This window comes from Thalassospira sp. MCCC 1A01428, assembly GCF_002115825.1.
GTDB lineage: Bacteria > Pseudomonadota > Alphaproteobacteria > Rhodospirillales > Thalassospiraceae > Thalassospira.
Genome location: NZ_JFJZ01000014.1, coordinates 1 through 25240, shown reverse-complemented (window position 1 = coordinate 25240; position 25240 = coordinate 1). Strand labels below are relative to the sequence as shown.

Below are 25240 nucleotides of genomic sequence, written 5' to 3'. Positions count from 1 at the left end.
TTTATGATTACGGTTTATGGCATTAAAAATTGCGACACGGTGCGCAAATCTTTGAAATGGTTTGCAGGGCAGGGCGTCGAGACGAGGTTTCATGATTTCCGTGTCGATGGACTGGACCCGTCGCTGGTGGTGATGTGGCTGGGCGAGGTTGGTGGCAAGGTGCTGGTTAACAAACGCGGGCCGAGCTATCGCAACCTTTCAGATGCGGATAAGGCCGTACTTGAAAAGGATGATTTGGCCGCAGCAAAGGTGCTGGCGGACAATCCGACAGTGATCAAGCGCCCGGTGGTGGATTTTGGCGCGGTGCGCACGGTGGGTTATGATGAAACCCGCTGGAATGATTTGGTGTCGGCATAATGGATCAGGTTGTTGTGAAGCCCAAAGTTGGTGCCGTGCTGTTTGATTGCGACGGGGTGCTGGTGGATACCGAAAATTTGGGCAATGTTGTTCTGGTCAAGCTGTTGAACGAATATGGCTGCCCGGTGACCGAGGATATGGCGCATCAGCTTTTTATGGGCGGTACACTGTCCATGATTGGCCCGAAAATGCACGAAATGTATGGCGTGACTCTGCCAGATAACTGGACCGATGAATGTTACGCGCGCACGTTCGAATCCTTGCGCAATGACATGGAACCGTTTGAACGCGTAGATGACATCCTTGATATGCTTGATGTGGCAAATGTTCCCTTTGCGATCGGCAGTAATGGCCCGCACAACAAAATGGATGTGTCGCTGGGTAAGGTTGGGTTGTTACGTCGTTTTACCGGGCGCATCTGTTCGGCTCGGGATGTGCCAAATGCCAAACCGGCTCCCGACGTTTATCATTTGGCTGCCAGCCGTGTGGGGGTGGATATTCACGATTGCGTCGTCATTGACGATAGCATTAGCGGCGTTCGCGCCGGTGTCGCCAGCGGGGCTATCACGATCGGGTTGATAGGTGAAACACCGGGCAACTTGTTGCTTGAAAATGGCGCGCATTATATCGCCAATGATCATCACGATTTATATGATTTGCTGCAAAGCTGGCTGTAATGAGCACTTTTTAGGACGAATTTTGTCGTGAAAAACGGGCCACAAGGGCCCGTTTTTCATTCGTGTTGTGCATGTTAGCTTTTATTGGCCAAGCACAATGCCTTCGCGGCGTGGGTCTGCTCCGCCCGTAAGGCCATCCGGGCCGATTTTGATAATATGCAGGCCGGAATTAAGGTCGGTTATTTTGGTGTCGAACCCGGCGGCTTTTAATTTGGGTGCCAGTGCTTCGGCCCATGTGCCAGCCTCGACATCAAATGTGCCAAACCGGTTGACCAAATGGGGCATCGCGGCAGCCTGTTGCGGGTCCATGTCCCAGTCGATCATGGCGATAATCGATTGCGCCACATAGCCGATAATGCGGCTGCCGCCCGGTGATCCGGTGGCAATAACCGGCTGGTTGCCCTGCATGACAATGGTAGGGGCCATTGACGAACGCGGGCGTTTGCCCGGTTCCACCCGGTTGGCAACCGGCATGCCCTTGGCATCGGTTGGTTTAAACGAAAAATCGGTCATTTCGTTATTGAGCAAGAACCCGTTTGTCATCAGGCGGGAGCCAAAGCCATTTTCGATGGTTGTGGTCATCGACACCACATTGCCCCAGGAATCGACAATTGAAAAATGACTTGTGCAGGGAAATTCAATGGCGTTGTCGTCGCCCCAGTTGGCAGCGTGAATTTGTGGCGGGTTGCCCGGCTGAATTTTATCGGCAGGAAGGGCCAGGCCGCCAGAAAGCAGGCGGGAACGCTGGGCCAGATAACCCGGATCAACAAGGCCCTTAAGGTTCATAGGTACAAAATCGCTATCGGCCATATAACGACCACGATCAGCAAAGGCAAGGCGCGAGGCATCACCAATAAGCCGCCAGCTTTTGGCGGAATCGGGGCCAAATTTGGCAATGTCATAAGGTTCGATCATACCGAGTATTTGCCCAACCGTCAGCGCACCGGACGATGGCGGGCCCATGCCGCAAACATCATAGCCTCGATATAACGCGCAAACGGGATCGCGTTCCTTGACATCATAAGCCGATAGGTCACTTTGCGACAGCAAGCCGGGATTCCAGCTCGCACCTTGCACTTTTTTAACAATGGCATCGGCAATTGGGCCATTATAAAACGCATCCGCACCACCCTGCGCCAGCGTGCGCAAGGTATTGGCATAGGCGGGGTTTTTAAGCAACTTTCCGGCAGGAAGCGGCGTTCCTTCGGCATCAAGGAAATAAGCCGCAGCTTCGGGGTCTTTTTTAAGCTTTCCGCCGTCTTCCACGATCAGTTCAGCCAGTCGCGGGCTGATCAGAAAACCCTTGTCAGCCCGGTCAATCGCCATTTCAAACAGGTTCGACCATGCCATTTGCCCCCATTTTTGATGGGCCTTTTCCATAAGCATAGGCGTGCCTGGTGTGCCAACAGACCGTCCGCCAACGACGGCGTCATAAAATTTCATCGGTTCGCCATTGCTGCCCATAAACAGGTTTTCATCGGCGGCCATTGGCGCGGTTTCGCGGGCATCCATGGTGGTGAGTTTTTGTTTCGCGGCGTCGTAATACACCATGAATGATCCACCGCCCAGGCCCGATGACTGGGGTTCAACCAGCCCCAGCATTGCTTGCACTGCGACCATGGCATCAATGGCGTTACCGCCCCGGCGCAGCACATCGGCACCGGCCTGCACGGCCAGCGGGTTGGCGGCACTTATCATCCAGTTTTGCGATTTAACTGCCTGACGCATTTCATTTGGTGCCGCCCCGCTTTCAGGGGCGATGGCATCGGTTGCCTGCTGTGCCTGGGCCAGGCTGGGGGATGTAAATGTTACAAACAGGGCGGCCGCCGCCAGCAGCGGCGCGATTACGGGTGCCTGTCGCGTCGGCCCGCAATAGCGATGGGCCGCGTAGGGGGATTTATGAACAGTTGGCATGGATGCAGACGAAGCTGCCGGGGCTGGGTTTCCTGTCATGGCTTCCTGTCTTTACGATGGGGTGGCGAATATTACAGGCGAGTGATGGTTTCAGAAAAGTCTGTTCTTGGGAAGTAAACAATCGCGCAAAAAGCGTATTAATGCATCCGTTAAACAGCCAAAACGGGACAAAAGCCTTGTGCTTTTCGCCCCGTTTTGTGTGTTGAACAAATTCTGGAATCCGGTTGGGAACAGTTGAAAACGGGATATCAGGCCGCGCTCTGTTTTCCCGGGTTTTCGGCTTTGTCAGCCAGATTTTCTTTCATCCAGCCCAAAACAGCGTCGGCCACTTTTTGCCAATGGGTATCAAGCATCATGGCGTGGGCGATATGATCAATCAGGATACATTCAGCGCCATAACGTTCTGCTGTGCGATGGACAATTTCACTGGGAACGATTTCGTCATTGCGTGCGCCAATCACCAGCATGGGGGGAATGGTGGCTGGCGACAAAAACACCGGATTGGCCCCCGCCATGTCCATCAGGGCACGGTGACTTTCGGTTTCAAGGCGACCAAAATAAATCATGCCTTCGTCTGACGCCATATCTGCTGACAGCATGGCGCGGCCCAGCCTGTCGCGCAGCAGGGTGTGCGGGCCGATGGCCTGTAGCCAGAACATTTGTAAAAACAGGTCAGGCTGGGAGAAAGCCATCATGGCGTTGCTGGCTAATAATCCTTCCGGTGGGACGGATGCCATAAGGATGGCAGCGCGTGCCGGGTGATGTTCGAGATATTTCTGGACCACATATCCGCCCATCGAATGCCCGATCAGGATGGGTTGCTGGCCCAGTGTATCGACGACGGTTTCCAAATCTTCGACATAATCATCAATCGATGCCAGGCTGCGGATATCACGCCCGCCAGAGCCGCCGTGTCCGCGCAAGGAGAACGAAATGGTTTCAAACCCCATATCGGCAAAATAGGTTAGAAAATGTTCATTCCAGCACCAGGCACCTGTAAAGGCCCCGTGGACAAGCACAATCGGATGAGAACACAGGCGCGGGCCGGTTGGGCTGCGGCGAAAAATTTCCAGTTCTGGTCTCATTGGGGCCTCCTTACACTGTTGTTTCAGGTAAATTCAGGCGGGGTCGCAAACCAGACATGCCAGTTTTAAAAAATGCCAAGGCGATGCCAAATTTTTGCTGTGTTGCACTGTCGCGACCAAGGGAACAGGCCTTAACGGCAAGTGATCGGCAGTGGGTTCGTTACTTGCACAGTTTAGCATATATTCAGCCATGCTGCATCCCTGCATCGTAGACAGATATTATTGCGGGCAGGGGGTGGTTTGCATATGATCTTTCTCAAAATCTATAAACATAATGGTAATTCGCAGTGACGCGGGTGACGTCACTGGCAATCGAATTGCAGGTCACATAAGGCCGGGGGACGATGGTTAAGCTGGGTGTAGTTGGCATATTGTCCGATCTGGATGATACGGCTTTAGCAGATGTTGAAAAACATGTTCGTCGGCATGTGTTTCAGCCTGGGGCGGAAATTATCGAGTCCGAAGGTGACAGCAGTGATGTCTTCCTGATTTTGTCTGGCGGGGTTCGGGTGGTTAATTATTCCCTTTCCGGTCGCGAGGTGACACTTGAGGAAATTGGCGTTGGCGGCTGTGTGGGGCATTTGGCCGCAATTGACGGAGAACCACGTTCTGCCTGTGTGCTGGCAGTGGGTGTGACCGAAGTTGCCATATTAAGCCCATCGGGTTTTGAAACCGTGATCAAGAACCACCCGACAGTCGCCTGGCGGGTTATTCGTGAACTCGCCCGGATTGTGCGGGCGTCTACGCGGCGGATTGTTGATGTTAGTACGCTGGGAGCAAATGAACGCGTGATTGCCGAGATTTTCCGCTTGGCGCAGGCCGTCGCCGATGACGACGGGCAGGCCTTGATTGCGCCTGTGCCAGTGCATTCTGATTTGGCGGGAAAGGTTAGCACGTCGCGTGAAACGGTGGCGCGGGTGTTTGGCAGTCTTGCCCGTCAGGGCGTGGTTCTTAAAAAGGGTGAAAGTCTGGTGATCCCCGATATACGGCGGTTAGAAGCATTATTGGGAAATGCTGCCGGTTCGTAAAGACACGCGGCAGATCGATCAAGGTTGCATATGCTTTGAAGTTTGTTGTTTTTCGAGGGGTGCGCCTGAAACCGCATATTTTGGTTCGCAGTAAAAAACTGTGTTGCTTGTGACGGTTATCACAGCCTGGAGTGAGCCTGTATTTTAAGGTGCTGATGTCCGGTCAATAGATCGTGGCACATCTCCCCCAAGAGAAAATATACTGGCCGCGCCTTATGGTGCGGCCATTTTTTTGTTTGTACCTGTGTGTTGGGAGACTGGTTTATCGGTATTTCGGCGCTGACGCGCGATGTGGTGCACATAACAGGGGAAGAACCAGCAAATGGTTCATCTTTGCGGCAAACGGATTTAGGATGCGGGGCAAAGTTACAGAAGGACAATCTTGAAATGCGGATGTCGATCGGACTGGCCGGGATTAGCGGGATGAGTGCTGTGGCGCTGGGCGCTTTTGCGACGCATGGTATGGCCGGGCAGGAAATGGCCTATGCCCGGGAACTGGTGGAAAAAGGTGCCCATTACCAGTTGATACATGCGGTAGTTATTGTGGCTGTTGCCGCTCTTGCTGTCTTTCGGCCCAATATGCGGTTGCTGGCTTTTGCCAATATGGCCTTTATTTTAGGCACAATTCTGTTTTGCGGGTCGTTGTATGCTATCGCCTTTAGCGGGCTAAAAGCCTTTGGCATGGTTGCACCGCTGGGCGGTATCAGTTTCATGGCCGGGTGGTTGATGGTTGCCATTGCCGGATTTAAGGCATTTCCTGCGCATATGGATGCAGAGTAAGCCCGGCTTGGGACGTTTGTTGTGATAGGTAAAATTTAGAGTGGCTTTCAGCAGGGGCGGCGTTCGCACTATCAGCGCGCCCCTGTTTTTGGTTCTATCGGTTCTTGATGGCATAAAAAAAGACGCGATCCATAAATGAATCACGTCTTTTTAAATCTCGGTAATCCAGTTGCCCCGTTAGGGACAGGCTGATTACTTCATTTTCGCTTCTTTGAACTCGACATGCTTGCGCACGACCGGGTCATATTTGCGAAATGAGAATTTCTCGGTGGTATTCCGCGGGTTCTTCTTCACAACGTAGAAGTAACCGGTATCTGCGGTGCTTACCAACTTAACGAGAATCGAAGCGGGCTTCGCCATGTCTCTGCATCCTGTATTCAGGTGTGTCCTAGGCGGCGGAACATATAGATTGTGGCCCGTCTGTCAACCTGTATTGGTTCATTTTTCTGCTTTTTTATTGGTTTGTGTACGTATCTGCGACCTCAAGGGTGCTTTGCTGGCGAAAATAGCTGTAAGCAGCAGGATTTTTGATGATTTCAAGGGCAACGTCGATGTCGAATTTGTCAGTCCCATAGCTGGGCGGGCAGGTGTTTCGTAATTCCCGACGCGTCGATTCATTTCGAAAATCAACCTGACGCCACGCCTGCATTGTGTCGGCAAGGTGCTGTTTTGAGGTAACGGCTTTGGCGACCAGTTGCTGCGGCGACAGATCGTTGATTTGTGATGTGCATATGGCGGGGTGTAAACCCAGCCGGTCAAATGTGTAACCGGAGGGGGCCACCAGACGCGACCATGTAAACGTGATCGTACCATTATTGACCAGGTCGTTAATGGCCTGCACCGACCCCTTGCCAAAGCTGGTACTTCCGACCAGAACGCCGCGCCCGCGATCCTGCAGGGATGCCGCAACAAGTTCGGCCGATGAGGCTGTACGCCCGTTTATAAGCACGACCAGTGGCAGTCCGTCGGTAAAGTCGCGATCATCGGATGTAAAGACATGCCGGGCGGCGGGAACACGGGTCAGTGTTGTCCCGATTGGCCCGCTTGTCAGAAATGCATCAGCGACAGATACCCCCTGATTAAGTAACCCGCCCCGATTGCCGCGTAAATCCATGACAACGCCTTGCAACGGGGAAACCGACCAGATTTTGGCATCGTGAATGGCCTGGGCAATTTCGGCGGCGGTATCATTGTTAAAGCTGCTAACTTCAACAATCAGCACGCTGTTTCGGATTTCAGGGAATACGGTGCGGGCGATGATGCGTTTGCGTGGAACATCAAGCCTTCTGACCTGGCTTGACCCGGTCGGGTTGATTTCCAGCCTTGCCACTGTGTCGGGTGCACCTTTCAGACGTTCAATAATATCAAGACGGGTGCGGTTATAAAGGTCGGTGCCATCAACACTGATGATTTGGTCGCCAGGATGAATGCCGTATTTGACGGCCGGGGCATTTTCCGTGATTTTTTTGACAACCGGATAACCGGTGCCGGCGATAATATCGACGCCGATGCCAATATAACCCTCACGGCGGTCACGTGAAATTTCGGCACGGTTAGGGTTTTCATAGCGGCTGTACGGGTCAAGCCCGTCAATCGCGCCCGATATTAAATGTGCTTGTAAATCGGCGGCACTGCTTTGTCGAAGGGCAGGTGAATACATACGATAGGCCCGTACACTGTCCATCACCAGCTCGGCCCAAATGTCGTCATGAATATGCCCGGCGGAAGGGTCGGCTTCATTGTCATCATCTGGCAAGGGGATCTTCAGGATAACATCGCTACCATAACGCGCCATAATTGTATCAGGTGTCAGTGAGACGGCGATATTGTGATCCAGCGCTTGCAAACCTTCAATGGCTTTGATCGTCAGTTGTTCGGGCAATAGCGGATCAATATAACGATTTTCAAGCAACCCGATTGCCTGTGATACCACGGCAAGGGTTTGGGTGTCGGTTTCATCGGTCAGTGTAACTGGTTGACGTGGCGTACATGACGTCGCAACAAGCAGGGCAAGGCCCATGGGGGCGATGACGGATTTAGCGAATCCGGTGCGGTAAAACGCAAACCGGTGGCGGAGCCCTTCATTCATTGTTGGTAACTGTCCTGTATGCCGTGCAGTGCAATTTAATTGGTGCCAAAGCGCATGGTTAACCGATAAGCTTTGTAATCATATGGCAAAATGGCACCGCACCGCACGGATATTTCGGGATTTTTGTATCGTTTTCCGGTTATTCCGGCGGATATTTTGATTAACCCCGAATGTTCATGGCCCATTGCACGCCCAGAACACCGCCTTTGATGAATGGCAGCAACCCCAGCGCCAGAATAAGGGTTACCGGAATCCAGATGCCCAGTTGAAGGGCCATGGACGGTGTACCTGATTGTTCGACAGCCAGTGCGCCGGGCACAACCAGATGACCCACAATTAGAATCGTGAAATAGGGCGGGGCATCATCGCAACGGTATTCGCCCAGCTTGTGGTCACAACAGGCGCAGGTTTCACGAACGGTCAAATAACCGCTAAAAGCCAGACCATGACCGCAATTAGGGCATTTGCGGCGAAATCCACGCCGTAACCCGGTAAAAAACCGGGCGGCCCCGGGTTCTATTGGCGGGGCGTAATCGTTGTTTTGCTCGCTGCCGGTTGCCATGGTGTGGCGATCCTATCCTGAAGGGGGGCATTTTTGCGAGAATGATAAATTTTTTAAAAATTCGTCCCGCAAACTTAATGCACCCGGATGTTTGCGCGTATATGTATGCTTCTATAATAGCCATCATCAGGTGGTTAACTAAGAACAGCAAGCGTTTTTCATTCGTGCTGACGGTGCCAGAGACAGTTTCAGGAGCCCTTCCATGGACAATGCCGACGATATCATTGCGCGGCTAAAGCAGGATTTCATCGAAGACACCATTGATCGTGTGGACCGTATCGAAACAACGATTGATCGTGTTGCAGGTCGTATGGATGATGCCCCGGCGGGCATTGCTGAATTGCGACGTGAGGCCCACACCGTGAAGGGGCTTGCCGGGTCTTTCGGGTTCCCGCTGGTGGGGGCAATTGCGCATCGTCTTGAAGACTATATCGCCGATATGACCGAGATTGATGATTTGCAGGCGGCATCTTTGGTTGATTTTACGACCTGGATTCGCGAAATCGTTGAAAGCGGAACCAACCCGGCCGCCGAGGAAGAAATTCGAATTCTGCGGTCCTTACCGTCACGCAGTGCGGGTAACACTGCCCAGGATGGCAAAGGTGACACTACTGGCGCGGCATCACACCAGCAGGAAGTTTTGATTGTGACGGCCACGGCGGTGCAGGCCCATTTCCTGCAACGGGAATTGCGCGAACGTGGTTTTCGTACCATTGCTGCCCGATCCGCAGTGGAGGCCTTTCAAACGGTTGTTCAATCCCGGCCCGATGCAATTATTTCAGCTGCCGTACTGGATGGTTTAAGCGGAACAGAACTGATCCGCGCATTGGCTGCGATGAAAACCATGCAGGGCAAGCCTTTGGGCTTATTGACCAGCTTTGATGCCGGGCACCCTGATCTGGAGGGCTTGCCTGCAAATGTGACGGTTATTACCAACCGGGGCAAGGAAACCGCCGGGCATTTGGTTAAATTTATTGAAACGCTTGGTTAAGGGAATATCCAGGATCACTGCGCCTGGGTGTGATCCTGTAATGATCTGTATAAATATGTGTTTATACTACAAAACCCGCATCGTTTTTGATGCGGGTTTTGTTTTGGATAAAGTAAGTGCGCTAAATCAGGATGACTTGGGCGGTGTCGCATTACGATTGCCGAAACGTATTTTACGCTGCTTTTTCGGCGTTGTCTTTTTGCCTGCGCTTGGTCCTTTGGCGTCGGTTTTTCCGGCAGTGTTTTTGGTCGCCGCACGGAAACCCGGTTTGGCACCGTGGCGGTTATTACGTTCGCCAGGGCTGCGTTTGCCACGGGGCGCACCTTTGCCCCCCTTGTTGAAGCGCGGGCGTTCAATAAGGTCGCGGCTGGTGATGTCGGCATGCTCAGCCAGGCGCAATGACAGCGAGCCGGTGGCCGCATCGGCGTCGGCTACGCGCACCACAACATCATCGCCAAGGCGGAATGTCTTGCCCCGTTTTTCCCCAACCAGACAATGATTGATCGGATCATGGACATAATAGTCATCGGGCAGGGTGCTGATCGGTACAAGGCCATCCGCACCGGTTTCATGCAACGATACAAATAGACCGAAATGTGTGACACCCGATATTTTACCGGGCAATTCTGCACCAACACGATCTGCCATATAAGCTGCGACGTAACGGTCAACCGAATCGCGCTCGGCCATCGCCGCCCGGCGTTCGGTGCCGGAAATATCCTCGCCAAGCTGTTCAAACCGTTCGCCGTCTTCGGGGCGTAACGCGCCTTCACCCAAATGCAAACCGGCAATCAGCGCGCGATGCACCAAAAGGTCGGCATACCGGCGGATAGGCGATGTGAAATGAGCATAGCGGTTCAATGCCAGGCCGAAATGGCCAATATTAACCGGGCTGTACATCGCCTGTGACTGGCTGCGTAACACCACCGTATTGATCAGTTCGGCTTCAGGGGTGCCTTTGGCGCGTTCCAAAATATGGTTAAAATCACGCGGCTTTAAAACCGGTCCGGGTTGCAGTTTATATCCGGCACCTTCTAAAAACTCGCGCAGGGCTTCAAGTTTTTCTTCGCTGGGCGCATCGTGGATACGATACATGCAAGGCTGTTTTAACCGTTCCAGTTCTTCAGCGGCACAAACGTTGGCGGCAATCATGAACTCTTCGATCAGCTTGTGACTATCGACACGGGCGCGTGGCGCCACGGCAATAATCTCGCCTTTTTCGTTTAGTTCAATCTTGCGTTCAGGAACATCAAGTTCCAGCACACCCCGTTTTTCGCGTGCGGTTAAAAACGCATGATAGGCACCGTATAATGGTTTGATAACGCGATCGACCAATGGTGCTGTTGTATCGTCCGGGTCGCCATCCATGGCTCGCTGAACCTGGTTATAGGTCAGGCGGGCGGCAGAATTCATCATGCCCCGGCAAAATTTGTGCCGCAGTTTCTGACCCTTGGCATTCAGCCACATTTCAACGGCCATGCAACCGCGGTCTTCGTGCGGCACAAGCGAACACCAGCCGTTCGACAACTCGAACGGCAGCATCGGCACCACGCGGTCCGGGAAATAGCAGCTGTTGCCGCGTTTTATGGCTTCACGGTCCAGCGCATCGTCGGGGCGCACATACCATGACACATCGGCAATCGCCACCATGACATGCCAGCCACCGGGATTTTCCGGGTCGGTGTCGGCTTCGGCCCAGACGGCATCGTCAAAATCGCGCGCGTCTTCACCGTCAATCGTCACCAACGGAATTTGCCGAAGGTCGGTACGGTTGCCCATCGGGGTTGCCTTTGATTCCCGCGCCTGAAGTTCAACTTCGGGCGGGAATTCAAACGGGATCCCGCGGGCGTGAATGGCAACAAGGCTGATCGATTTGGGTTCGTTTATATTGCCCAAAACATCGACAATTCGGCCTTTGCGCAGGCCAAAATGTTTGCCAGGTAAAAGTTCGGTCAGCACCAATGCGCCAGGTTCAAGCCCCGGGCGATCATCTAACGGAACGGCAATTTCGCCGCTGTCCTTGCGATCGGTCGGCACAACACGGCCTTCGCGTTCGTTCGGGCGGAAAAGCCCTAAAACCCGCTGCGGTCCGCTGCCCAAAAGGCGCATGATGCTGGCGTCATAGGTATTTTTGCCGGTATAGCGCAGCTTGGCCAAAATTTTGTCGCCAATGCCCGGCGCACTTGGGCCACCATGTCGCGTAGATTTTACATAAATCACCGGTGGGTCAAATGGCTCTTTCCAGACATTGGGGCGGGCCAGAACCTCGCCATTTTCATCAATGCCGGTAATTTCCAAAACCTCGACAGGGGGCAGGCGACCGGGTTTGTTAAACCGTTTGCGTCCTGCAACCACGTCACCGCCGAATTTAAGATCCTTAAGCAGTTTTTTCAGTTCGATTTTGGCCGCGCCACGGATGTTAAAAGCGCGGGCAATTTCGCCCTTGCCAACCGGCGTCGGGCTCATCTCGACAAATTCAAGAATCTGCTCTTTGGTCGGGAAGGGTGTTTTATCTTCGGGTGTGTTCGCCAAGTTTGTGGCGTCCTTTCAAATTTTATATCTTCGGACCAGAAAATGATGGTCACCTTCTGGTCCGGTAAAAGCAGCGCAGTATGATTACTTGGCCGCTGCTTTTTTCGTTGGTGTCTTTTTTGCGGTCGTTTTTTTGGCTGCAGGTTTCTTTGCAGCGGTTTTTTTCGGTGCAGCTTTTTTAGCCGGTTCTTTTTTCGCGGCTGTTTTCTTTGCACCCGCCGACGTCGTTTTACCCGACTTGGCTTCTTTCTCTTTTAACGCTGCAATTGCCATTTCCAGTGTGACATCTTCCTTATTGGTGTCACGTGGTAAATTGGCATTGGTTTTTTTGTGTTTTACAAACGGTCCCCAGCGACCATCGGCCAGCAGGATTGGTTCGTTATCATCGGGGTGTTTGCCAATTTCCTTGCCGGCTTTTTCGCGCTTGTCGGCAATCAGGGTAATGGCGCGGTTCTCACCAATGGTCAGCACATCGTCATCAGGCTTAAGGGACGCAAATGTGCTGCCTGCCTGAACATAGGGGCCAAATCGCCCGATATTGGCTTTAATATCTTCGCCGGTTTCCGGGTATACGCCAACATCGCGTGGCAATGTTAACAGTTCCTCGGCCTTGGTTAAATCGACAACGGCGGGCTCCAGCCCCTTGGGCAGGGATGTGCGCTTGGGTTTTACCTTTTTGGGCTTGCCGTTTTTACCTTCAACGGTTTCTTCCTCGCCCAACTGCACATAAACGCCGTATGGCCCTTTGCGCAGGGTAATTTCCTTGCCGGTTGCACTATCAACGCCCAAAACCTTGGGGCCACCATCAAGTTCGGAATCACCTGCATTGTCATTGGCGACCAGCGGACGCGTGTAATTGCATTCCGGATAGTTCGAGCACCCCAGAAAGGCACCGAACTTGCCCAGCTTCAGGCTGAGGGTGCCATCGTCACATTTCGGGCATTTATGCGGATCCGATCCGTCTTCACGTTCGGCAAACAGATATTGCTCCAGCATGATCTGCAAGGCATCAAGAACATCTGTGATCTTGAGTTCCTTGGCCTCGTCGACATTGCCCTTGAACGACGTCCAGAATTCGGTCAGTACCTCGCGCCAGGCGCGATCACCGTTTGCCACATCGTCCAACTGGTTTTCAAGATCGGCGGTAAAATTGTACTGTACGTATCGTTCAAAGAATTTCGACAGAAACGCCGTAACCAGCCGTCCGCGATCCTGGGCAATGAAGCGCCGTTTTTCCAGAGTAACGTAATTGCGGTCCTGCAACACCGAAATGATCGAGGCATAGGTTGACGGTCGGCCAATACCCAGTTCTTCCATGCGTTTTACCAGGCTTGCCTCGGTATAGCGGGGCGGCGGCTGGGTGAAATGCTGGTCAATCGACACTTTTTCAAGGCCGGGTTTCTGGCCTTCTTTTAGCGGGGGCAGGCGACGATCATTGTCGTCATCGTCGGAATCATCCTTGCCTTCCTGATACAACCTTAAAAAGCCGTCAAACTTGACAACCGACCCGTTGGCACGCAGCACAACATGGTTATCGTTGGACGCCAGATCAACAGCCACCTGGTCAAAGCGGGCGTCTTCCATCTGGCAGGCGACGGTGCGCTTCCAGATCAGGGTGTAAAGGGCCAACTGGTCTTTATCAAGATGGCGCGAAACCTGATCGGGGCGGCGGAAAACATCGGTCGGGCGGATGGCTTCGTGGGCTTCCTGCGCGTTTTTGGCCTTGTTGGCAAAGCTGCGCGGTTTTTCCGGCAGGTAATCTTTTCCATAATCCTTGTCGATCAGGCGTCGTGCCCCTGCCAGGGCTTCGGACGACAGGATCACGGCGTCGGTACGCATATAGGTGATCAAACCAACGGTTTCGCCGCCAATATCCACGCCTTCATACAGGCGCTGTGCCAGTTGCATCGTCCGTTTGGTGCCAAAGCCCAGCTTGCGCGATGCTTCCTGTTGCAGGGTGGACGTGGTGAAAGGGGGCTGCGGGCGCCGTTTGACGTCCTTGCGCTCGACCTTCGAGACAGTATAGCTGCGGGCTTCGACCTTTTCCTTGGCCAGCTTCGCATCGCCTTCATTGCCAATGGCCAGCTTGTCCAGCTTTTTGCCATCCAGATGGGTTAGTCGGGCGCTGAATTTGCCTTCGGGAATGCCAAAATTGGCTTCCAGCGACCAATATTCGTCGGGGCGGAAGGCCTCAATTTCAATTTCGCGTTCGCAAATCAGGCGCAAGGCAACCGATTGCACACGACCGGCAGAGCGCGAACCGGGCAATTTGCGCCATAAAACCGGCGACAGGTTAAAGCCCACCAGATAATCCAGTGCCCGGCGTGCCAGATAGGCGTCAACCAGTTCCTGATTTAGGGTACGCGGGTTGGCAATGGCGTCGGTAACGGCTTTTTTGGTGATTTCGTGAAAAACCACGCGGTGAACCTCTCGGCCCCGCAGCAGTTTTTTTTGTTCCAGCACTTCAAGGATGTGCCACGAAATGGCTTCCCCTTCGCGATCCGGGTCAGTTGCGAGATATATGGTGTCAGCATCGCGTGCGGCAGCAGCAATTTCGCGGATCTGTTTTTCAGACCGGCCATCGGTTTCCCAGATCATGGCAAAGTTGTTATCGGTATCCACCGAGCCATCTTTCGACGGCAAATCGCGGATGTGACCAAACGAGGCCAATACCTTAAAATCATCACCGAGATATTTGTTTATCGTCTTGGCTTTGGCTGGCGATTCGACGATGACAAGATTCATTACTTTTTACGTGTCCGGTTTTTGCGCCTGATGGCGGAAAAGGTATGCCGCAATGCATATATTTCGCAAGTGCCCATCTCATCATGACGGGAAATGCGTTCGGATTGCGTCTCAAAACGCCCTTGAAACTACATATTGTGGCAATTTCAACGACGACAAGACTCAATTAGCGATACGCGATACCCTATTTCCGGGGTGACGTTCAACCCTTCCTGAAAGTTCGAGTTCGATCAGCAGTGTTGAAATCGTGCTTGCAGGTAAATTTGAGGCCCGGATAAGGCTGTCGATTGCGATGGGGGCAGACGATAACAGATCGTACAAGGTTTGCCCTGGATCGTTGCCATCCGTGCCCGTAGCGACAGAATATGACGCAGGACCAGAGCCGCCAGTTTGTGCCGGGTTGATCGTTGTTTGAACGTGATCGTCGGTGTTGTTCGTGTTTTCAAAAGTCCGGTCACGCATCAGGCCTTCAAGGATAACATCCAGGTTATAGGCCGTATTGTTTGCCGGTGGCGGGCGGGTTTCATCATTAAATGTCTGGGATGGAGCATCAAATTGCGAAATGGTGTTGGCATGCCCGATCACATTTAAAATTGCGTCGATGGAGTCGCATAAAATGGCACCGTCGCGGATCAGGCTGTTGGGTCCTGCCGCGCGAGGGTCGGTCGGGGAACCGGGCACCGCAAAAACATCGCGTCCCTGTTCGGCCGCCATGCGCGCTGTAATCAGTGACCCCGAATTACGTCCTGCTTCAATTACGATAATACCTTGTGCCAGACCTGAAATAATCCGGTTGCGGCGAGGAAAGTGACGGGCCTGTGGTTTTAACCCCGGCGGCATTTCGGAAATAACGCAACCGCTTTGCGTGATACGTTGATGTAAATCTGCATGTTCGCGCGGGTAAATAACGTCCACGCCGCCCGCAACAACGGCAATTGTTGCGCCATTGGTGCCAACAGGTGCCAAGGATGCATCAAGCGCACCCTGATGGGCTGCCCCGTCAATACCGCGCGCTAACCCTGATACAACATTATACCCGGCTTGTGTCAGTTCGCGCGCCAATCCACGTGCAAACTGGCAGCCACCGAGGGAGGCATTGCGGGCACCCACAATGCCAATGTTCGGGCGAGAGAGTAGGCTGACATCACCTAAAACATAAAAATAGGGTGGGGCGTCTTCAATGGCGGCAAGGGCGGTCGGGTATTCCGGGTCACCCCAGATAACCGGTTTGGCCGATAGGGCCAAAGCGGATTCAATTTCGGCAATCGTATCCTGGCGGGTGGCGATCACAATCGGGCGTTTAGCACCGCTTTTCCGGGCAATGTCTGGCAGGGCATCAATCGCGGTTCGCGCCGATCCGAATTGTTCCAGCAACCGGCGAAAAGTCACCGGTCCGATCTGGCTGCTACGCGCAAGGCGCACCCGTGCCAGCCGTTCAGATTGGGGAAGCCGTGATGGTTGTGATGTGTGCAAATTCATAACGCCGGGATTGTGATCATCCCGACGTTATGTCGTCAAGCATTTCTGACGCGGGTTCAGCAAGTTAGTTGCTTGTCGCGTTGCTTTCGGGGCTTTCTTGTGCGGCGTTTTTTTTCTTGTCACCAATTTTGGGCTCGGTGCCATTGATCAAACGGCGGATATTGGCATGGTGGGCGCACCAGACAATGAATGCCAGAAACAGGGCAAGCCAGCCGGCGCCAACATCATGGGCTATGTAAAATGCTGCCAGTGGTGCCACCGCCAGCGCCACCAGGGCCGAAAGCGACGAGTAGCGAAAAATAACGGCCATTACCAGCCACGTTAAAGCCGCAACAAGGCCCATAACCCAATTAACGGCGGCCAATGTGCCAAGGGTTGTTGCAACGCCTTTACCGCCTTTAAAACGAAGCCATAGCGGGAACATATGCCCGACAACAGCGGCTGCACCGGCAAAAATGCCCTGTTCGGGTCCTACATAATAAGTGAACAACAGGGCGGCAGCAGCACCTTTGCCGCAATCGCCAATCAGCGTAAGCAGCGCCAGGGTTTTGTTGCCGGTGCGCAAAACGTTGGTAGCACCAATATTGCCCGAGCCCATTTTACGAATGTCGCCAAGTCCTGCCATCCGGGTCAAAACAAGCCCGAACGGGATCGACCCCAACAGATAACCACATACAGTGGCAATTTGCAGCGACATCAACAGGGCCTTGTAGGCGGGGTCTAGTTCCATGGTTATGAACCTTCAATGCAGCTGGTGTGCGTAAAGACTTCCCGTCCGTCAATCAGGGTGCGCAGAACCATCCCTTGAATCAGGCGTCCGTCAAACGGGGAGTTTTTGGATTTTGACTGGAATTTATAAGGGTCAATCTTGGACGGGCGGTCTGGATCAAACACAACAATGTCGGCCGAACTTCCGGGTTTCAGCGTGCCATGACCGGTCAGTTTCATCAGCGTTGCAGGCGCGATCGTAATTTTACCAATCGCTTCAAGCAGGGACATATGGCCGTTGTGATAAAGTTCCAGCGTAACCGGTAACAGCGTTTCAAGGCCCACGCCACCGGCGGCAGCCTGGGCAAAAGGCAGGCGTTTGCTGTCCTGGTCCTGCGGGTTATGGTCGGATGCGATGGTATCAATCGTGCCATCAACAAGGCCCATTACAATTGCCTGACGGTCATCTTCTGATCGTAGCGGTGGGGCCAGCTTGGCGAATGTGCGATAATCGCTGACAGCATTTTCATTTAGCGCAAAATAAAATGGTGCGGTATCGCAGGTTATTTTCAGGCCGCGTTTTTTGGCCTTGCGAATGACCGACACTGATTCTGCGGTGGAAATATGCGAAAAATGCAACCGGCCGCCTGTCATTTCGGCCAGGCGAATATCGCGTTCGATCTGGATGACTTCGGCAAGAGGTGAAATGCCTGAAAGCCCAAGCCGGGTTGCCAGTTCTCCACTATTCATGTCGCCACGCGACAATTCCGGTTCTTCGGGATGCTGCACAATCATGCCGTCAAAAAAAGTGGCGTATGAAAGTGCCTGGCGCAGCAGGCGCGGGCTGGCAATTGTTTTAACCCCGTCACAAAAGGCCACAGCGCCGGCCTGATGCAAAAGTCCCATTTCGGTGATTTCGCGGCCTTCAATGCCTTTGGAAACTGCACCGTAAACAAAGACCTTTGCCAGCCCTACTTTACGTGCACGCCGGGCAACAAATTCAACGCCGGCGACATCATCAATAACCGGATCGGTATTGGGGAGGGCCACCATCGTGGTAACGCCGCCTGTTGCTGCCGATTTTCCTGCTGTTTCGATGGTTTCCTGGTGCTCGAACCCCGGTTCGCGAAGCTGCACCCGCATATCCACCAGCCCGGGGGCAAGGCAACGGCCTTCACCCTCGATAATACGGCAATCGGCAGGGACGGTGTCACGGTTAACCGACGGACCAAGATCAATAATAACGCCGTCCTGGATCAGCAGGCCGCCAGTCTGGTCTAACCCGGTTGCGGGATCGAGCAAGCGGACATTGACAAAGGCTGTTTTACCGCTGGCTTTGGCGCGAATGGCAGGCATCATTTACGGTCCCCTGCAAGATTTCGCTGGTTTTGAACCAGAATTTCCAGGGCGGCCATGCGCACGGCAACCCCCATCTCAACCTGTTCCCGGATGACAGAACGTTCGACGTCATCGGCAACTTCGCTGTCAATTTCCACCCCCCGGTTCATGGGGCCGGGATGCATGATCAGGGCATCGGGTTTGGCATTGGCCAGCTTGGCGCGGTCCAGACCGTGAAAGTGGAAATATTCGCGAACAGAAGGGATAAAGCTGCCTTCCATGCGCTCAAGCTGCAAACGCAACATCATTACAATGTCGCAGTCTTTGAGCCCTTCTTCCATATCGTGGAAAATTTCAACACCCATGCGGTCAATTTTAGACGGGATCAATGTTGGCGGCGCAATCAGACGGACGCGCGATCCCATGGTGTTGAGCAACAGGATGTTCGACCGCGCAACACGTGAATGCGCAATGTCCCCGCAAATGGCAACCGTCAGACGATGCAGGCGGCCCTTGTGGCGGCGGATCGTCAGGGCATCAAGCAGGGCCTGGGTCGGATGTTCGTGCCGGCCATCGCCAGCATTAAGAACAGCACAATTCACCTTCTCGCTGAGCAGTTTAACCGCACCACTGTCATTATGGCGCACCACCAGTGCATCGGGGTTCATGGCATTCAGGGTCATTGCCGTATCGATCAGGGTCTCGCCCTTTTTGACCGAACTGGTGCCCACCGTCATGTTGATAACGTCGGCGCCCAGCCGTTTGGCGGCCAGTTCGAACGATGTCAGTGTCCGGGTGGAATTTTCGTAAAACAGGTTAACGACCGTGCTGCCAGCGAGGATATTGCTGGTCTTGTCGGCAGTGCGGTTTTTTTCCGCATAATGCTGGGCACGATCAAGAATGAGGGTGATTTCCCCGGGGGTCAAACCTTCGATCCCCAGAAGATGTGGATGCGGATAGTGATCCGCCTCTGGTCCCATGACACTCATGGCGTTGCACTTGTTCCTTGACTGCACACTGATTGGAAAATTGCGTGCGGAGCATAACGAATTGCACCTGTTACGGAAAGGTAAAATATCAAATTTTACCTTGTCCGCCCGGTCAGCTTTTTGCGCGAAAATATTGGAGTTATTCCAGTTTCAGGCCGCGTGTAGCAATATCGCCAACAGTGGCATCGTTGCAATGGCGACAAGTGTGTGAACGGTAATGATACTGGCCATCATTTTGGCGTCTCCACCCATCAGGCGGGCCAAAACATAAGCACTGGCCGAACAGGGCAGGCCCGCATAAAACGCCAGTGCTGCCATGTCGACCGATGGCATATCAAATGCAAAAGACAAGGCAATTGCGATAGCGGGGCTAAGGACAAGTTTGCCAATTGTGGAAGCGGCAACCGGCCCCCCGGCGCGACGTGCCGCTTGCAAGTCTATACCTGCACCAACGGCAAGCAACCCGATGGGAAGGGCTGCGCGCCCCAGCACCTCTAAAAACGGCCCGGCAATGGGCGGTAAACCTAAACCTGTTGCATTTGCGACAAGGCCCAGCACGCAAGCCACCAGTAACGGGTTACGAATGACATCGCGTAATATCGATAGCAGGCCGGATTTGCGATTGTTATCGCCCCAATGTGAGCAGGCTAAAACCGATAGCACGTTAACGGTTGGCACGATCAGGGCAACACACAGGGCGGTAACCGTTAATCCGCGTTCACCCAGAAGGGCGGCCGCAACGGCAAGGCCGATATAGGTATTGGGGCGGATGGCCCCCTGAAAAAGAGACGAGAATGCCGCATCGCTGACACGTAAAACCGGCTTTGCCAAAAGTGTTAAGGCTGCCATCGCAAATGCTGTTCCCAGAATAACAATGGCGATACCGCTTACAGGTAAACTTCCCAGATCAGCCTTTGCCGTATTGGCAAACAGAAGGGCGGGGAAGGTGATGAAATAGGTTAGTTTTTCAGCGCCTGGCCAAAACGCATCGGGCAGAAAGCGCCAATGTCGCAGGGCAAACCCGGCCACAATCAGGCCGAATGTCGGGATGAGGGCCGAAAGAATTGGCAGCATGGCACTGTCCTGTAACAGGGGCGAACGGTAACTATCCGCATAAGGCAGTTCAGGCGTCACTGCAAGGAGGTGTTGATTTATGGTGCCTGTAGTGAGACGCGTATATTTCGTATTGGAATGAATTGTTCAAAATTTGAGAAAATGAAACAATACAGGGTGGTCGCGGTAAAATTACATTGCCGCAGGCCTTAAGAACCGGCACATTTATCCGCGCAAACCGGCTGGCACGCGGCCACCCGGTTTCGGGTTCGGCGGCAAATGGATGCAGTAATGTCAAAAAAAATCGATCATCTTGTATTGTGTGTCAGGGATCTTGACGCCGCTTGCGACCGTTACCGTCAGTTGGGTTTTACCGTTACGCCGCGGGCTCTTCATCCGTTTGGCACTGGTAATGCGCTGGTGCAGCTTGGGGATATGTATCTGGAGCTTCTGGCGGTTGTTGACCCGGAGAAAATCGGCCCGGACAATATTGATTTGCCGTTTTCGTTTGCTGTTTATAACCGTAATTTTTTGCGTCTGCGTGAAGGCATGTCGATGCTTGCATTGCAATCACAGGATGCACATGCTGATCGTGACGCTTTTATTGCTGCGGGTGCTGCTGTTCCCGACGTTTTTGATTTTGAGCGTACAGGAGAAACGCCGGACGGGGCTCAGGTTGAGCTTGGTTTCTCGCTGGCTTTTGCCAGCCACCCGTTGTTGTGCCATGCAGTCTGTTTTTCATGCCAGCATCATCACCCGGCAGAGAACTTCTATTTTCCCGCATATCAAAACCACGTTAACAGTGCAGCCTCTATCGACCGGATATTTTTAACCCATTGGGCTGCCGAGGCCGTTGACGAATTCTTTTCTGAAATGGGGCTGGATGGTCTTGTTCGTGTAAAACATCAGGACGAGTTTTTGACACAGTACCCGATCGGGGACGATGTTCTGCCCGACGATGGCTTTGCCGGGTTTCGTTTGCTTGTTGAGGATATTGATGCCATTCGACCGGCCGCCTTGTCTTTGGGGGCAATCCAGTGCGGGGATGAAGTTATTTTGCCGCCCAGTCGCATGTTTGGTGTGATGATGGTGATCGGTCAGCAAAAAGCCGCCTGAACAAAACAGTTCGGCGGCTTGGCTGAGGCTGCTTTACGATGGCTGATCGTGCCATGAAACAGGTCTGATTTCAGCCCTGTTTGTCGTCCGCGTCGATTTCGTCATTCACTGCGTCGATGTCATCTTCGTCTTCATCTTCGTCATCAACCAAACCAGGATCGGTGTGACGATTAAGATTATCAAGCGCACCTTGCAGGATGTAACCCGCCGCTGCCTTGTCGACAACTTCGGCACGGCGTTTGCGTGTCATGTCGGCTTCGCCAATCAGGATGCGTTCAACAGCGCTGGTTGACAGGCGTTCATCCCACAGCAAAACCGGAACATCGATGTGTTTGTCCATTTCATCGACAAACGCATAAACCCGGTGGCAGGATGTGCCAATCGAGCCATCCATCTCACGCGGAAAGCCGATGACGATGCCGCCGACATTCTGTTTGCTGACAATGGCCGAAAGTTCGGCAATGTCGCGTGTGAACTTTTTACGCTTGATTAGGCTATAGGGCGTTGCAATTTGCAGCCCGACATCCGAAAGCGCAACACCAATGGTTTTGGTGCCCAGGTCCAGGCCCAAAATCCGCGCTGCCGGTGCAAGGTACCGCAGCAATTCCTGAGTATCATTACAAATCATGGCGACCTTATAGGCGCAGATCGCCAAAAATACCAGTGCAAAGCATGGTGGAAACGGTATTTCAGGCATGTCGTTTTGGCGGGCACGGGCAAGGTATTTCAGGTAAAAAACACATTGTGATCCGGGCAACGTTGAAAGTAGGGCGCACGGCCCTTGCCGCCAGTCATTCCCGGTGCTAGGTTCCGGCTTGTATTTTCAGTTTCTGGCGGACGACCGTTCGCCGGGTGTTTTGTCATTCCTTAAGAGAGACTTTCATCCATGTCGTCTTTGGATAAGGAAACGGTTCGTAAAATCGCCTTCCTGTCGCGTATTAAAGTAAGCGAGGAAGAATTGGGCGAACTGGCGGGTGATTTGACCCGTATCCTCGATTTTATCGAGGAACTGCAAGAAGTTGACGTCGAGGGCGCAGCACCTCTGACCTCGGTTGCCGATTTGACCCTGCCGTTGCGCAAGGACGAAGTCACCGATGGCAATATCCAGCAAAAAGTGCTGGCCAATGCGCCAAAAACCGATGCCGGCTGTTTTGTTGTGCCCAAGGTGGTTGAATAATGACTGATCTGACAAATTTGACCCTTGCCGAAGCCCGCGACGGGCTGGCAAAGGGGGATTACACGTCGGTCGAGCTGACCGAAGCCCATATTGCGTCGATGGGTGCACAGCGCAAGCTGAATGCCTATATTACCGAAACCCCGGAACAGGCCCTTGAAATGGCCAAGGCATCCGATACCAAACGCGCCAGGGGCGATGTTGGTAAAATGGAAGGCCTGCCGATTGCGATCAAGGATTTGTTCTGTACCGAAAACGTGCAAACAACTGCTGCCTCGCATATTCTTGAAGGGTTCAAGCCCCAATATGAATCAACCGTGACGGCCAATCTGTTTGGCAATGGCGCGGTGATGCTGGGTAAAACCAACCTTGACGAATTTGCCATGGGTTCGTCGAACATTACGTCTTTTTACGGCAATGTCATTAACCCGTGGAAGGGCAAGGATGGCAAGGATCTGGTTCCTGGCGGGTCATCTGGCGGCTCGGCTGCTGCGGTTGCCGGGCGTATGGCGATGGCTGCAACCGGCACCGATACCGGTGGTTCCATTCGTCAGCCTGCGGCATATTGCGGCATTGTTGGCTTAAAGCCGACTTATGGCCGTTGCTCGCGTTGGGGTGTGGTTGCCTTTGCAAGCTCGCTTGACCAGGCTGGCCCCATGACCCGCACCGTGCGCGACGCGGCGATTATGTTAGGTGCCATGGCCGGGCACGATGCCAAAGACAGCACATCGGCCCCGATGGCGGTTCCCGATTTTGAAGCCGCCCTTAGTGGTGATATTCGCGGCATGAAAATTGGTATTCCCAAGGAATACCGTGTTGATGGCATGCCTGACGAAATTGCCAAACTGTGGGATGATGGCGTTGCCATGCTGCGCGATGCCGGTGCGGAAGTAATCGACATTACCTTGCCGCACACCAAATACGCCTTGCCGACCTATTATATCGTTGCCCCGGCCGAAGCATCGTCCAATCTTGCGCGGTATGATGGTGTTCGTTTTGGGCAGCGTGTGATGGAAGACGGTGACAGCCTTGATGAAATGTACATGAAAACCCGTGCTGCGGGTTTTGGCAAGGAAGTCCAGCGTCGTATCATGATCGGCACTTATGTGCTGTCGGCCGGGTATTATGATGCCTATTACAACAAGGCATTGAAAGTACGTCGTCGCATTTACGAAGATTTCGCAAATGCCTTTGGTACGGTTGATGCCGTGTTGACACCAACCGCGCCGTCGGCTGCTTTTGCCATTGGTGAAAACAGCGATGATCCGGTTAAGATGTACCTTAATGACGTGTTTACGGTTCCGGCCAGCTTGGCCGGGCTTCCGGGCCTGTCCTTGCCGACCGGTCTTTCCGATAATGGCCTGCCGCTTGGCTTGCAGTTGATTGGTAAACCGTTTGATGAAGAAACCGTCATTCGTATCGGTGGCGTTCTTGAAACCGCAGCCGGGTTTGATGCCAAACCTGCCGGGCTGGAGGGTTGATCCATGACTTATATTCTTGAAGGTTCGACCGGTCCGTGGGAAATCGTTGTCGGTCTGGAAGTTCACTGCCAGGTGATTTCCCATTCCAAGCTGTTTTCCGGGGCTTCGGCCCAGTTCGGATCAGACGCTAACAACAATGTCAGCCTTGTCGATGCGGCAATGCCGGGCATGTTGCCGGTGATCAATGCCGAATGTGTGCGCCAGGCGGTTAAAACCGGCTTGGGGCTTAAGGCCAGGATCAATCATGAAAGTGTGTTTTCGCGTAAAAACTACTTTTATGCCGATCTGCCGCAGGGCTATCAGATTTCACAGTTTGACAAGCCCATTGTCGGCGAAGGCACCATCATTCTGGATATGCCTGATGGTTCGACCAAGGCGGTTGGCATTGAACGCCTGCATCTTGAACAGGATGCAGGCAAGTCGATGCACGACCAGGACCCGAAATATTCGCATATCGATTTGAACCGTTCGGGCGTCGCCCTGATGGAAATCGTATCGATGCCCGATATTCGGTCGCCGGAAGAAGCAGGGGCCTATCTGACCAAATTGCGCGCAATTGTGCGTTATCTGGGCACCTGTGATGGCAACATGAACGAAGGTTCGATGCGCTGTGATGCCAACGTTTCTGTGCGTCGTGCCGGGGCCGAATTTGGTACACGTTGCGAAATCAAAAACGTGAACTCGATCCGTTTCGTGATGCAGGCTATTGAAATTGAAGCCATGCGCCAGATCGAAGTAATCGAGGGTGGCGGAGAAATTATTCAGGAAACCCGCCTGTTTGACCCGAAACTGGGTGAAACCCGGTCGATGCGGTCAAAGGAAATGGCGCACGATTATCGCTATTTCCCGGATCCTGACTTGTTGCCGCTGGTTTTTGATGAAGCCTTTGTTGCCGAAATCGAAAAAACACTGCCCGAACTGCCTGACGAGAAAAAAGCCCGCTTCATGCGTGAATATGGCTTGTCAGCCTATGACGCCGGCGTGCTGGTTGCCGAGCAGGAAAAGGCCGAGTTTTACGAGCGCGTTGCCAAGGGCCGTGATGGCAAAATGGCAGCCAACTGGGTGATTACCAACCTGTTTGGTGCGCTTAACAAATTGGGTGTTGATGTTTCGGAAAGCCCGGTTACGGCAGAAAACCTTGG

At 53.3% G+C, this 25240-nt stretch carries 22 protein-coding genes; 9 read left to right on the top strand and 13 right to left on the bottom strand.

The genetic code is table 11. The annotated features are described in order from the left end of the window. Positions 1 to 3: 3 nt before the first annotated feature. Together THS27_RS12715 and THS27_RS12710 are read left to right on the top strand one after the other, a co-directional pair. Entirely contained in the window at positions 4 to 357 is a 354-nt protein-coding gene (locus tag THS27_RS12715) for an ArsC/Spx/MgsR family protein (protein WP_085591408.1), read from the top strand. Then, a complete protein-coding gene (locus tag THS27_RS12710) occupies positions 357 to 1034 on the top strand; it encodes an HAD family phosphatase (protein ID WP_085591406.1) in 678 nt (225 codons plus the stop codon). Before THS27_RS12715 ends, THS27_RS12710 begins: the two co-directional genes overlap by 1 nt. An 81-nt stretch (positions 1035 to 1115) precedes the next feature. Here the strand turns inward: THS27_RS12710 and ggt are convergent, their stop codons facing one another. Both ggt and THS27_RS12700 read right to left on the bottom strand, forming a co-directional pair. Continuing rightward, positions 1116 to 2987 (bottom strand): gamma-glutamyltransferase, encoded by a 1872-nt coding sequence (gene ggt / locus THS27_RS12705; protein ID WP_246832949.1) that lies wholly within the window; start codon positions 2985 to 2987, stop codon positions 1116 to 1118. Positions 2988 to 3196: 209 nt separating this feature from the next. Continuing rightward, on the bottom strand, positions 3197 to 4033 hold the full coding sequence (locus THS27_RS12700) for an alpha/beta hydrolase (RefSeq protein WP_085591404.1): 837 nt from the start codon (positions 4031 to 4033) through the stop codon (positions 3197 to 3199). 344 nt (positions 4034 to 4377) lie between these two features. Between THS27_RS12700 and THS27_RS12695 the strand changes: the two genes are divergently transcribed. Then, positions 4378 to 5061: a Crp/Fnr family transcriptional regulator gene (locus tag THS27_RS12695; RefSeq protein WP_085591402.1), complete on the top strand. Its 684-nt coding sequence runs from the start codon at positions 4378 to 4380 to the stop codon at positions 5059 to 5061. Positions 5062 to 5448: 387 nt separating this feature from the next. Next, on the top strand, positions 5449 to 5841 hold the full coding sequence (locus THS27_RS12690; protein ID WP_085591400.1) for a DUF423 domain-containing protein: 393 nt from the start codon (positions 5449 to 5451) through the stop codon (positions 5839 to 5841). Positions 5842 to 6033: 192 nt separating this feature from the next. On the opposite strand, the gene rpmG is transcribed toward THS27_RS12690, so the two are convergent. The 3 genes from rpmG to THS27_RS12675 all read right to left on the bottom strand — a co-directional run bounded on the left by rpmG (position 6034) and on the right by THS27_RS12675 (position 8492). Then, positions 6034 to 6201 (bottom strand): 50S ribosomal protein L33, encoded by a 168-nt coding sequence (gene rpmG, locus THS27_RS12685; RefSeq protein WP_007089918.1) that lies wholly within the window; start codon positions 6199 to 6201, stop codon positions 6034 to 6036. 94 nt (positions 6202 to 6295) lie between these two features. Then, positions 6296 to 7930: a S41 family peptidase gene (locus tag THS27_RS12680; RefSeq protein ID WP_085591398.1), complete on the bottom strand. Its 1635-nt coding sequence runs from the start codon at positions 7928 to 7930 to the stop codon at positions 6296 to 6298. Between the two features lie 160 nt (positions 7931 to 8090). Beyond that, positions 8091 to 8492: a DUF983 domain-containing protein gene (locus tag THS27_RS12675; RefSeq protein ID WP_085591396.1), complete on the bottom strand. Its 402-nt coding sequence runs from the start codon at positions 8490 to 8492 to the stop codon at positions 8091 to 8093. A gap of 202 nt (positions 8493 to 8694) precedes the next feature. Between THS27_RS12675 and THS27_RS12670 the strand changes: the two genes are divergently transcribed. Then, the gene (locus THS27_RS12670; protein ID WP_085591394.1) at positions 8695 to 9483 is read left to right on the top strand and encodes an Hpt domain-containing protein; all 789 of its coding nucleotides are present in this window, start codon (positions 8695 to 8697) and stop codon (positions 9481 to 9483) included. Positions 9484 to 9609: 126 nt separating this feature from the next. On the opposite strand, the gene rnr is transcribed toward THS27_RS12670, so the two are convergent. The 7 genes from rnr to THS27_RS12635 form a co-directional block, all read right to left on the bottom strand. After that, on the bottom strand, positions 9610 to 12015 hold the full coding sequence (rnr, locus tag THS27_RS12665) for a ribonuclease R (protein ID WP_085591392.1): 2406 nt from the start codon (positions 12013 to 12015) through the stop codon (positions 9610 to 9612). A gap of 84 nt (positions 12016 to 12099) precedes the next feature. After that, complete coding sequence (gene topA / locus THS27_RS12660) at positions 12100 to 14760, bottom strand: type I DNA topoisomerase (RefSeq protein WP_085591390.1); 2661 nt, start codon at positions 14758 to 14760, stop codon at positions 12100 to 12102. Positions 14761 to 14922: 162 nt separating this feature from the next. Then, positions 14923 to 16239, bottom strand: coding sequence for a DNA-processing protein DprA (gene dprA / locus THS27_RS12655; protein ID WP_246832948.1), 1317 nt, complete (start codon positions 16237 to 16239; stop codon positions 14923 to 14925). 64 nt (positions 16240 to 16303) lie between these two features. Further along, positions 16304 to 16969: a glycerol-3-phosphate 1-O-acyltransferase PlsY gene (gene plsY, locus THS27_RS12650; protein WP_085591388.1), complete on the bottom strand. Its 666-nt coding sequence runs from the start codon at positions 16967 to 16969 to the stop codon at positions 16304 to 16306. A gap of 2 nt (positions 16970 to 16971) precedes the next feature. Then, complete coding sequence (locus THS27_RS12645) at positions 16972 to 18306, bottom strand: dihydroorotase family protein (RefSeq protein WP_085591386.1); 1335 nt, start codon at positions 18304 to 18306, stop codon at positions 16972 to 16974. Next, positions 18303 to 19265, bottom strand: coding sequence for an aspartate carbamoyltransferase catalytic subunit (locus THS27_RS12640; protein WP_371455583.1), 963 nt, complete (start codon positions 19263 to 19265; stop codon positions 18303 to 18305). The genes THS27_RS12645 and THS27_RS12640 overlap by 4 nt, the downstream gene beginning before the upstream one ends. 159 nt (positions 19266 to 19424) lie before the next feature. Continuing rightward, positions 19425 to 20348, bottom strand: a complete 924-nt coding sequence (locus THS27_RS12635) for an AEC family transporter (RefSeq protein ID WP_085591382.1) — start codon at positions 20346 to 20348, stop codon at positions 19425 to 19427. Positions 20349 to 20618: 270 nt separating this feature from the next. Between THS27_RS12635 and THS27_RS12630 the strand changes: the two genes are divergently transcribed. After that, a complete protein-coding gene (locus THS27_RS12630) occupies positions 20619 to 21443 on the top strand; it encodes a VOC family protein (RefSeq protein ID WP_085591381.1) in 825 nt (274 codons plus the stop codon). Between the two features lie 70 nt (positions 21444 to 21513). On the opposite strand, the gene ruvX is transcribed toward THS27_RS12630, so the two are convergent. Beyond that, a complete protein-coding gene (gene ruvX / locus THS27_RS12625) occupies positions 21514 to 22071 on the bottom strand; it encodes a Holliday junction resolvase RuvX (RefSeq protein WP_085591526.1) in 558 nt (185 codons plus the stop codon). A gap of 258 nt (positions 22072 to 22329) precedes the next feature. On the opposite strand from ruvX, the gene gatC reads away from it, so the two are divergent. From gatC to gatB, 3 genes are all read left to right on the top strand, one after another. Further along, a complete protein-coding gene (gatC, locus tag THS27_RS12620) occupies positions 22330 to 22620 on the top strand; it encodes an Asp-tRNA(Asn)/Glu-tRNA(Gln) amidotransferase subunit GatC (protein WP_085591379.1) in 291 nt (96 codons plus the stop codon). Beyond that, the gene (gatA, locus tag THS27_RS12615) at positions 22620 to 24098 is read left to right on the top strand and encodes an Asp-tRNA(Asn)/Glu-tRNA(Gln) amidotransferase subunit GatA (RefSeq protein ID WP_085591377.1); all 1479 of its coding nucleotides are present in this window, start codon (positions 22620 to 22622) and stop codon (positions 24096 to 24098) included. The genes gatC and gatA overlap by 1 nt, the downstream gene beginning before the upstream one ends. Before the next feature lie 3 nt (positions 24099 to 24101). Further along, positions 24102 to 25240, top strand: a 1139-nt coding sequence (gene gatB / locus THS27_RS12610; protein WP_085591375.1) for an Asp-tRNA(Asn)/Glu-tRNA(Gln) amidotransferase subunit GatB, incomplete at its 3' end; no start/stop codon positions are given.

Bases quoted from the DNA above. Each gene is read 5' to 3' on its own strand.
- THS27_RS12715 (WP_085591408.1), top strand. From the start codon at position 4: ATGATTACGGTTTATGGCATTAAAAATTGCGACACGGTGCGCAAATCT.
- THS27_RS12710 (WP_085591406.1), top strand. From the start codon at position 357: ATGGATCAGGTTGTTGTGAAGCCCAAAGTTGGTGCCGTGCTGTTTGAT.
- ggt (WP_246832949.1), bottom strand. From the start codon at position 2,987: ATGACAGGAAACCCAGCCCCGGCAGCTTCGTCTGCATCCATGCCAACT.
- THS27_RS12700 (WP_085591404.1), bottom strand. From the start codon at position 4,033: ATGAGACCAGAACTGGAAATTTTTCGCCGCAGCCCAACCGGCCCGCGC.
- THS27_RS12695 (WP_085591402.1), top strand. From the start codon at position 4,378: ATGGTTAAGCTGGGTGTAGTTGGCATATTGTCCGATCTGGATGATACG.
- THS27_RS12690 (WP_085591400.1), top strand. From the start codon at position 5,449: ATGCGGATGTCGATCGGACTGGCCGGGATTAGCGGGATGAGTGCTGTG.
- rpmG (WP_007089918.1), bottom strand. From the start codon at position 6,201: ATGGCGAAGCCCGCTTCGATTCTCGTTAAGTTGGTAAGCACCGCAGAT.
- THS27_RS12680 (WP_085591398.1), bottom strand. From the start codon at position 7,930: ATGAATGAAGGGCTCCGCCACCGGTTTGCGTTTTACCGCACCGGATTC.
- THS27_RS12675 (WP_085591396.1), bottom strand. From the start codon at position 8,492: ATGGCAACCGGCAGCGAGCAAAACAACGATTACGCCCCGCCAATAGAA.
- THS27_RS12670 (WP_085591394.1), top strand. From the start codon at position 8,695: ATGGACAATGCCGACGATATCATTGCGCGGCTAAAGCAGGATTTCATC.
- topA (WP_085591390.1), bottom strand. From the start codon at position 14,760: ATGAATCTTGTCATCGTCGAATCGCCAGCCAAAGCCAAGACGATAAAC.
- dprA (WP_246832948.1), bottom strand. From the start codon at position 16,239: ATGAATTTGCACACATCACAACCATCACGGCTTCCCCAATCTGAACGG.
- plsY (WP_085591388.1), bottom strand. From the start codon at position 16,969: ATGGAACTAGACCCCGCCTACAAGGCCCTGTTGATGTCGCTGCAAATT.
- THS27_RS12645 (WP_085591386.1), bottom strand. From the start codon at position 18,306: ATGATGCCTGCCATTCGCGCCAAAGCCAGCGGTAAAACAGCCTTTGTC.
- THS27_RS12640 (WP_371455583.1), bottom strand. From the start codon at position 19,265: ATGGGACCAGAGGCGGATCACTATCCGCATCCACATCTTCTGGGGATC.
- THS27_RS12635 (WP_085591382.1), bottom strand. From the start codon at position 20,348: ATGCTGCCAATTCTTTCGGCCCTCATCCCGACATTCGGCCTGATTGTG.
- THS27_RS12630 (WP_085591381.1), top strand. From the start codon at position 20,619: ATGTCAAAAAAAATCGATCATCTTGTATTGTGTGTCAGGGATCTTGAC.
- ruvX (WP_085591526.1), bottom strand. From the start codon at position 22,071: ATGATTTGTAATGATACTCAGGAATTGCTGCGGTACCTTGCACCGGCA.
- gatC (WP_085591379.1), top strand. From the start codon at position 22,330: ATGTCGTCTTTGGATAAGGAAACGGTTCGTAAAATCGCCTTCCTGTCG.
- gatA (WP_085591377.1), top strand. From the start codon at position 22,620: ATGACTGATCTGACAAATTTGACCCTTGCCGAAGCCCGCGACGGGCTG.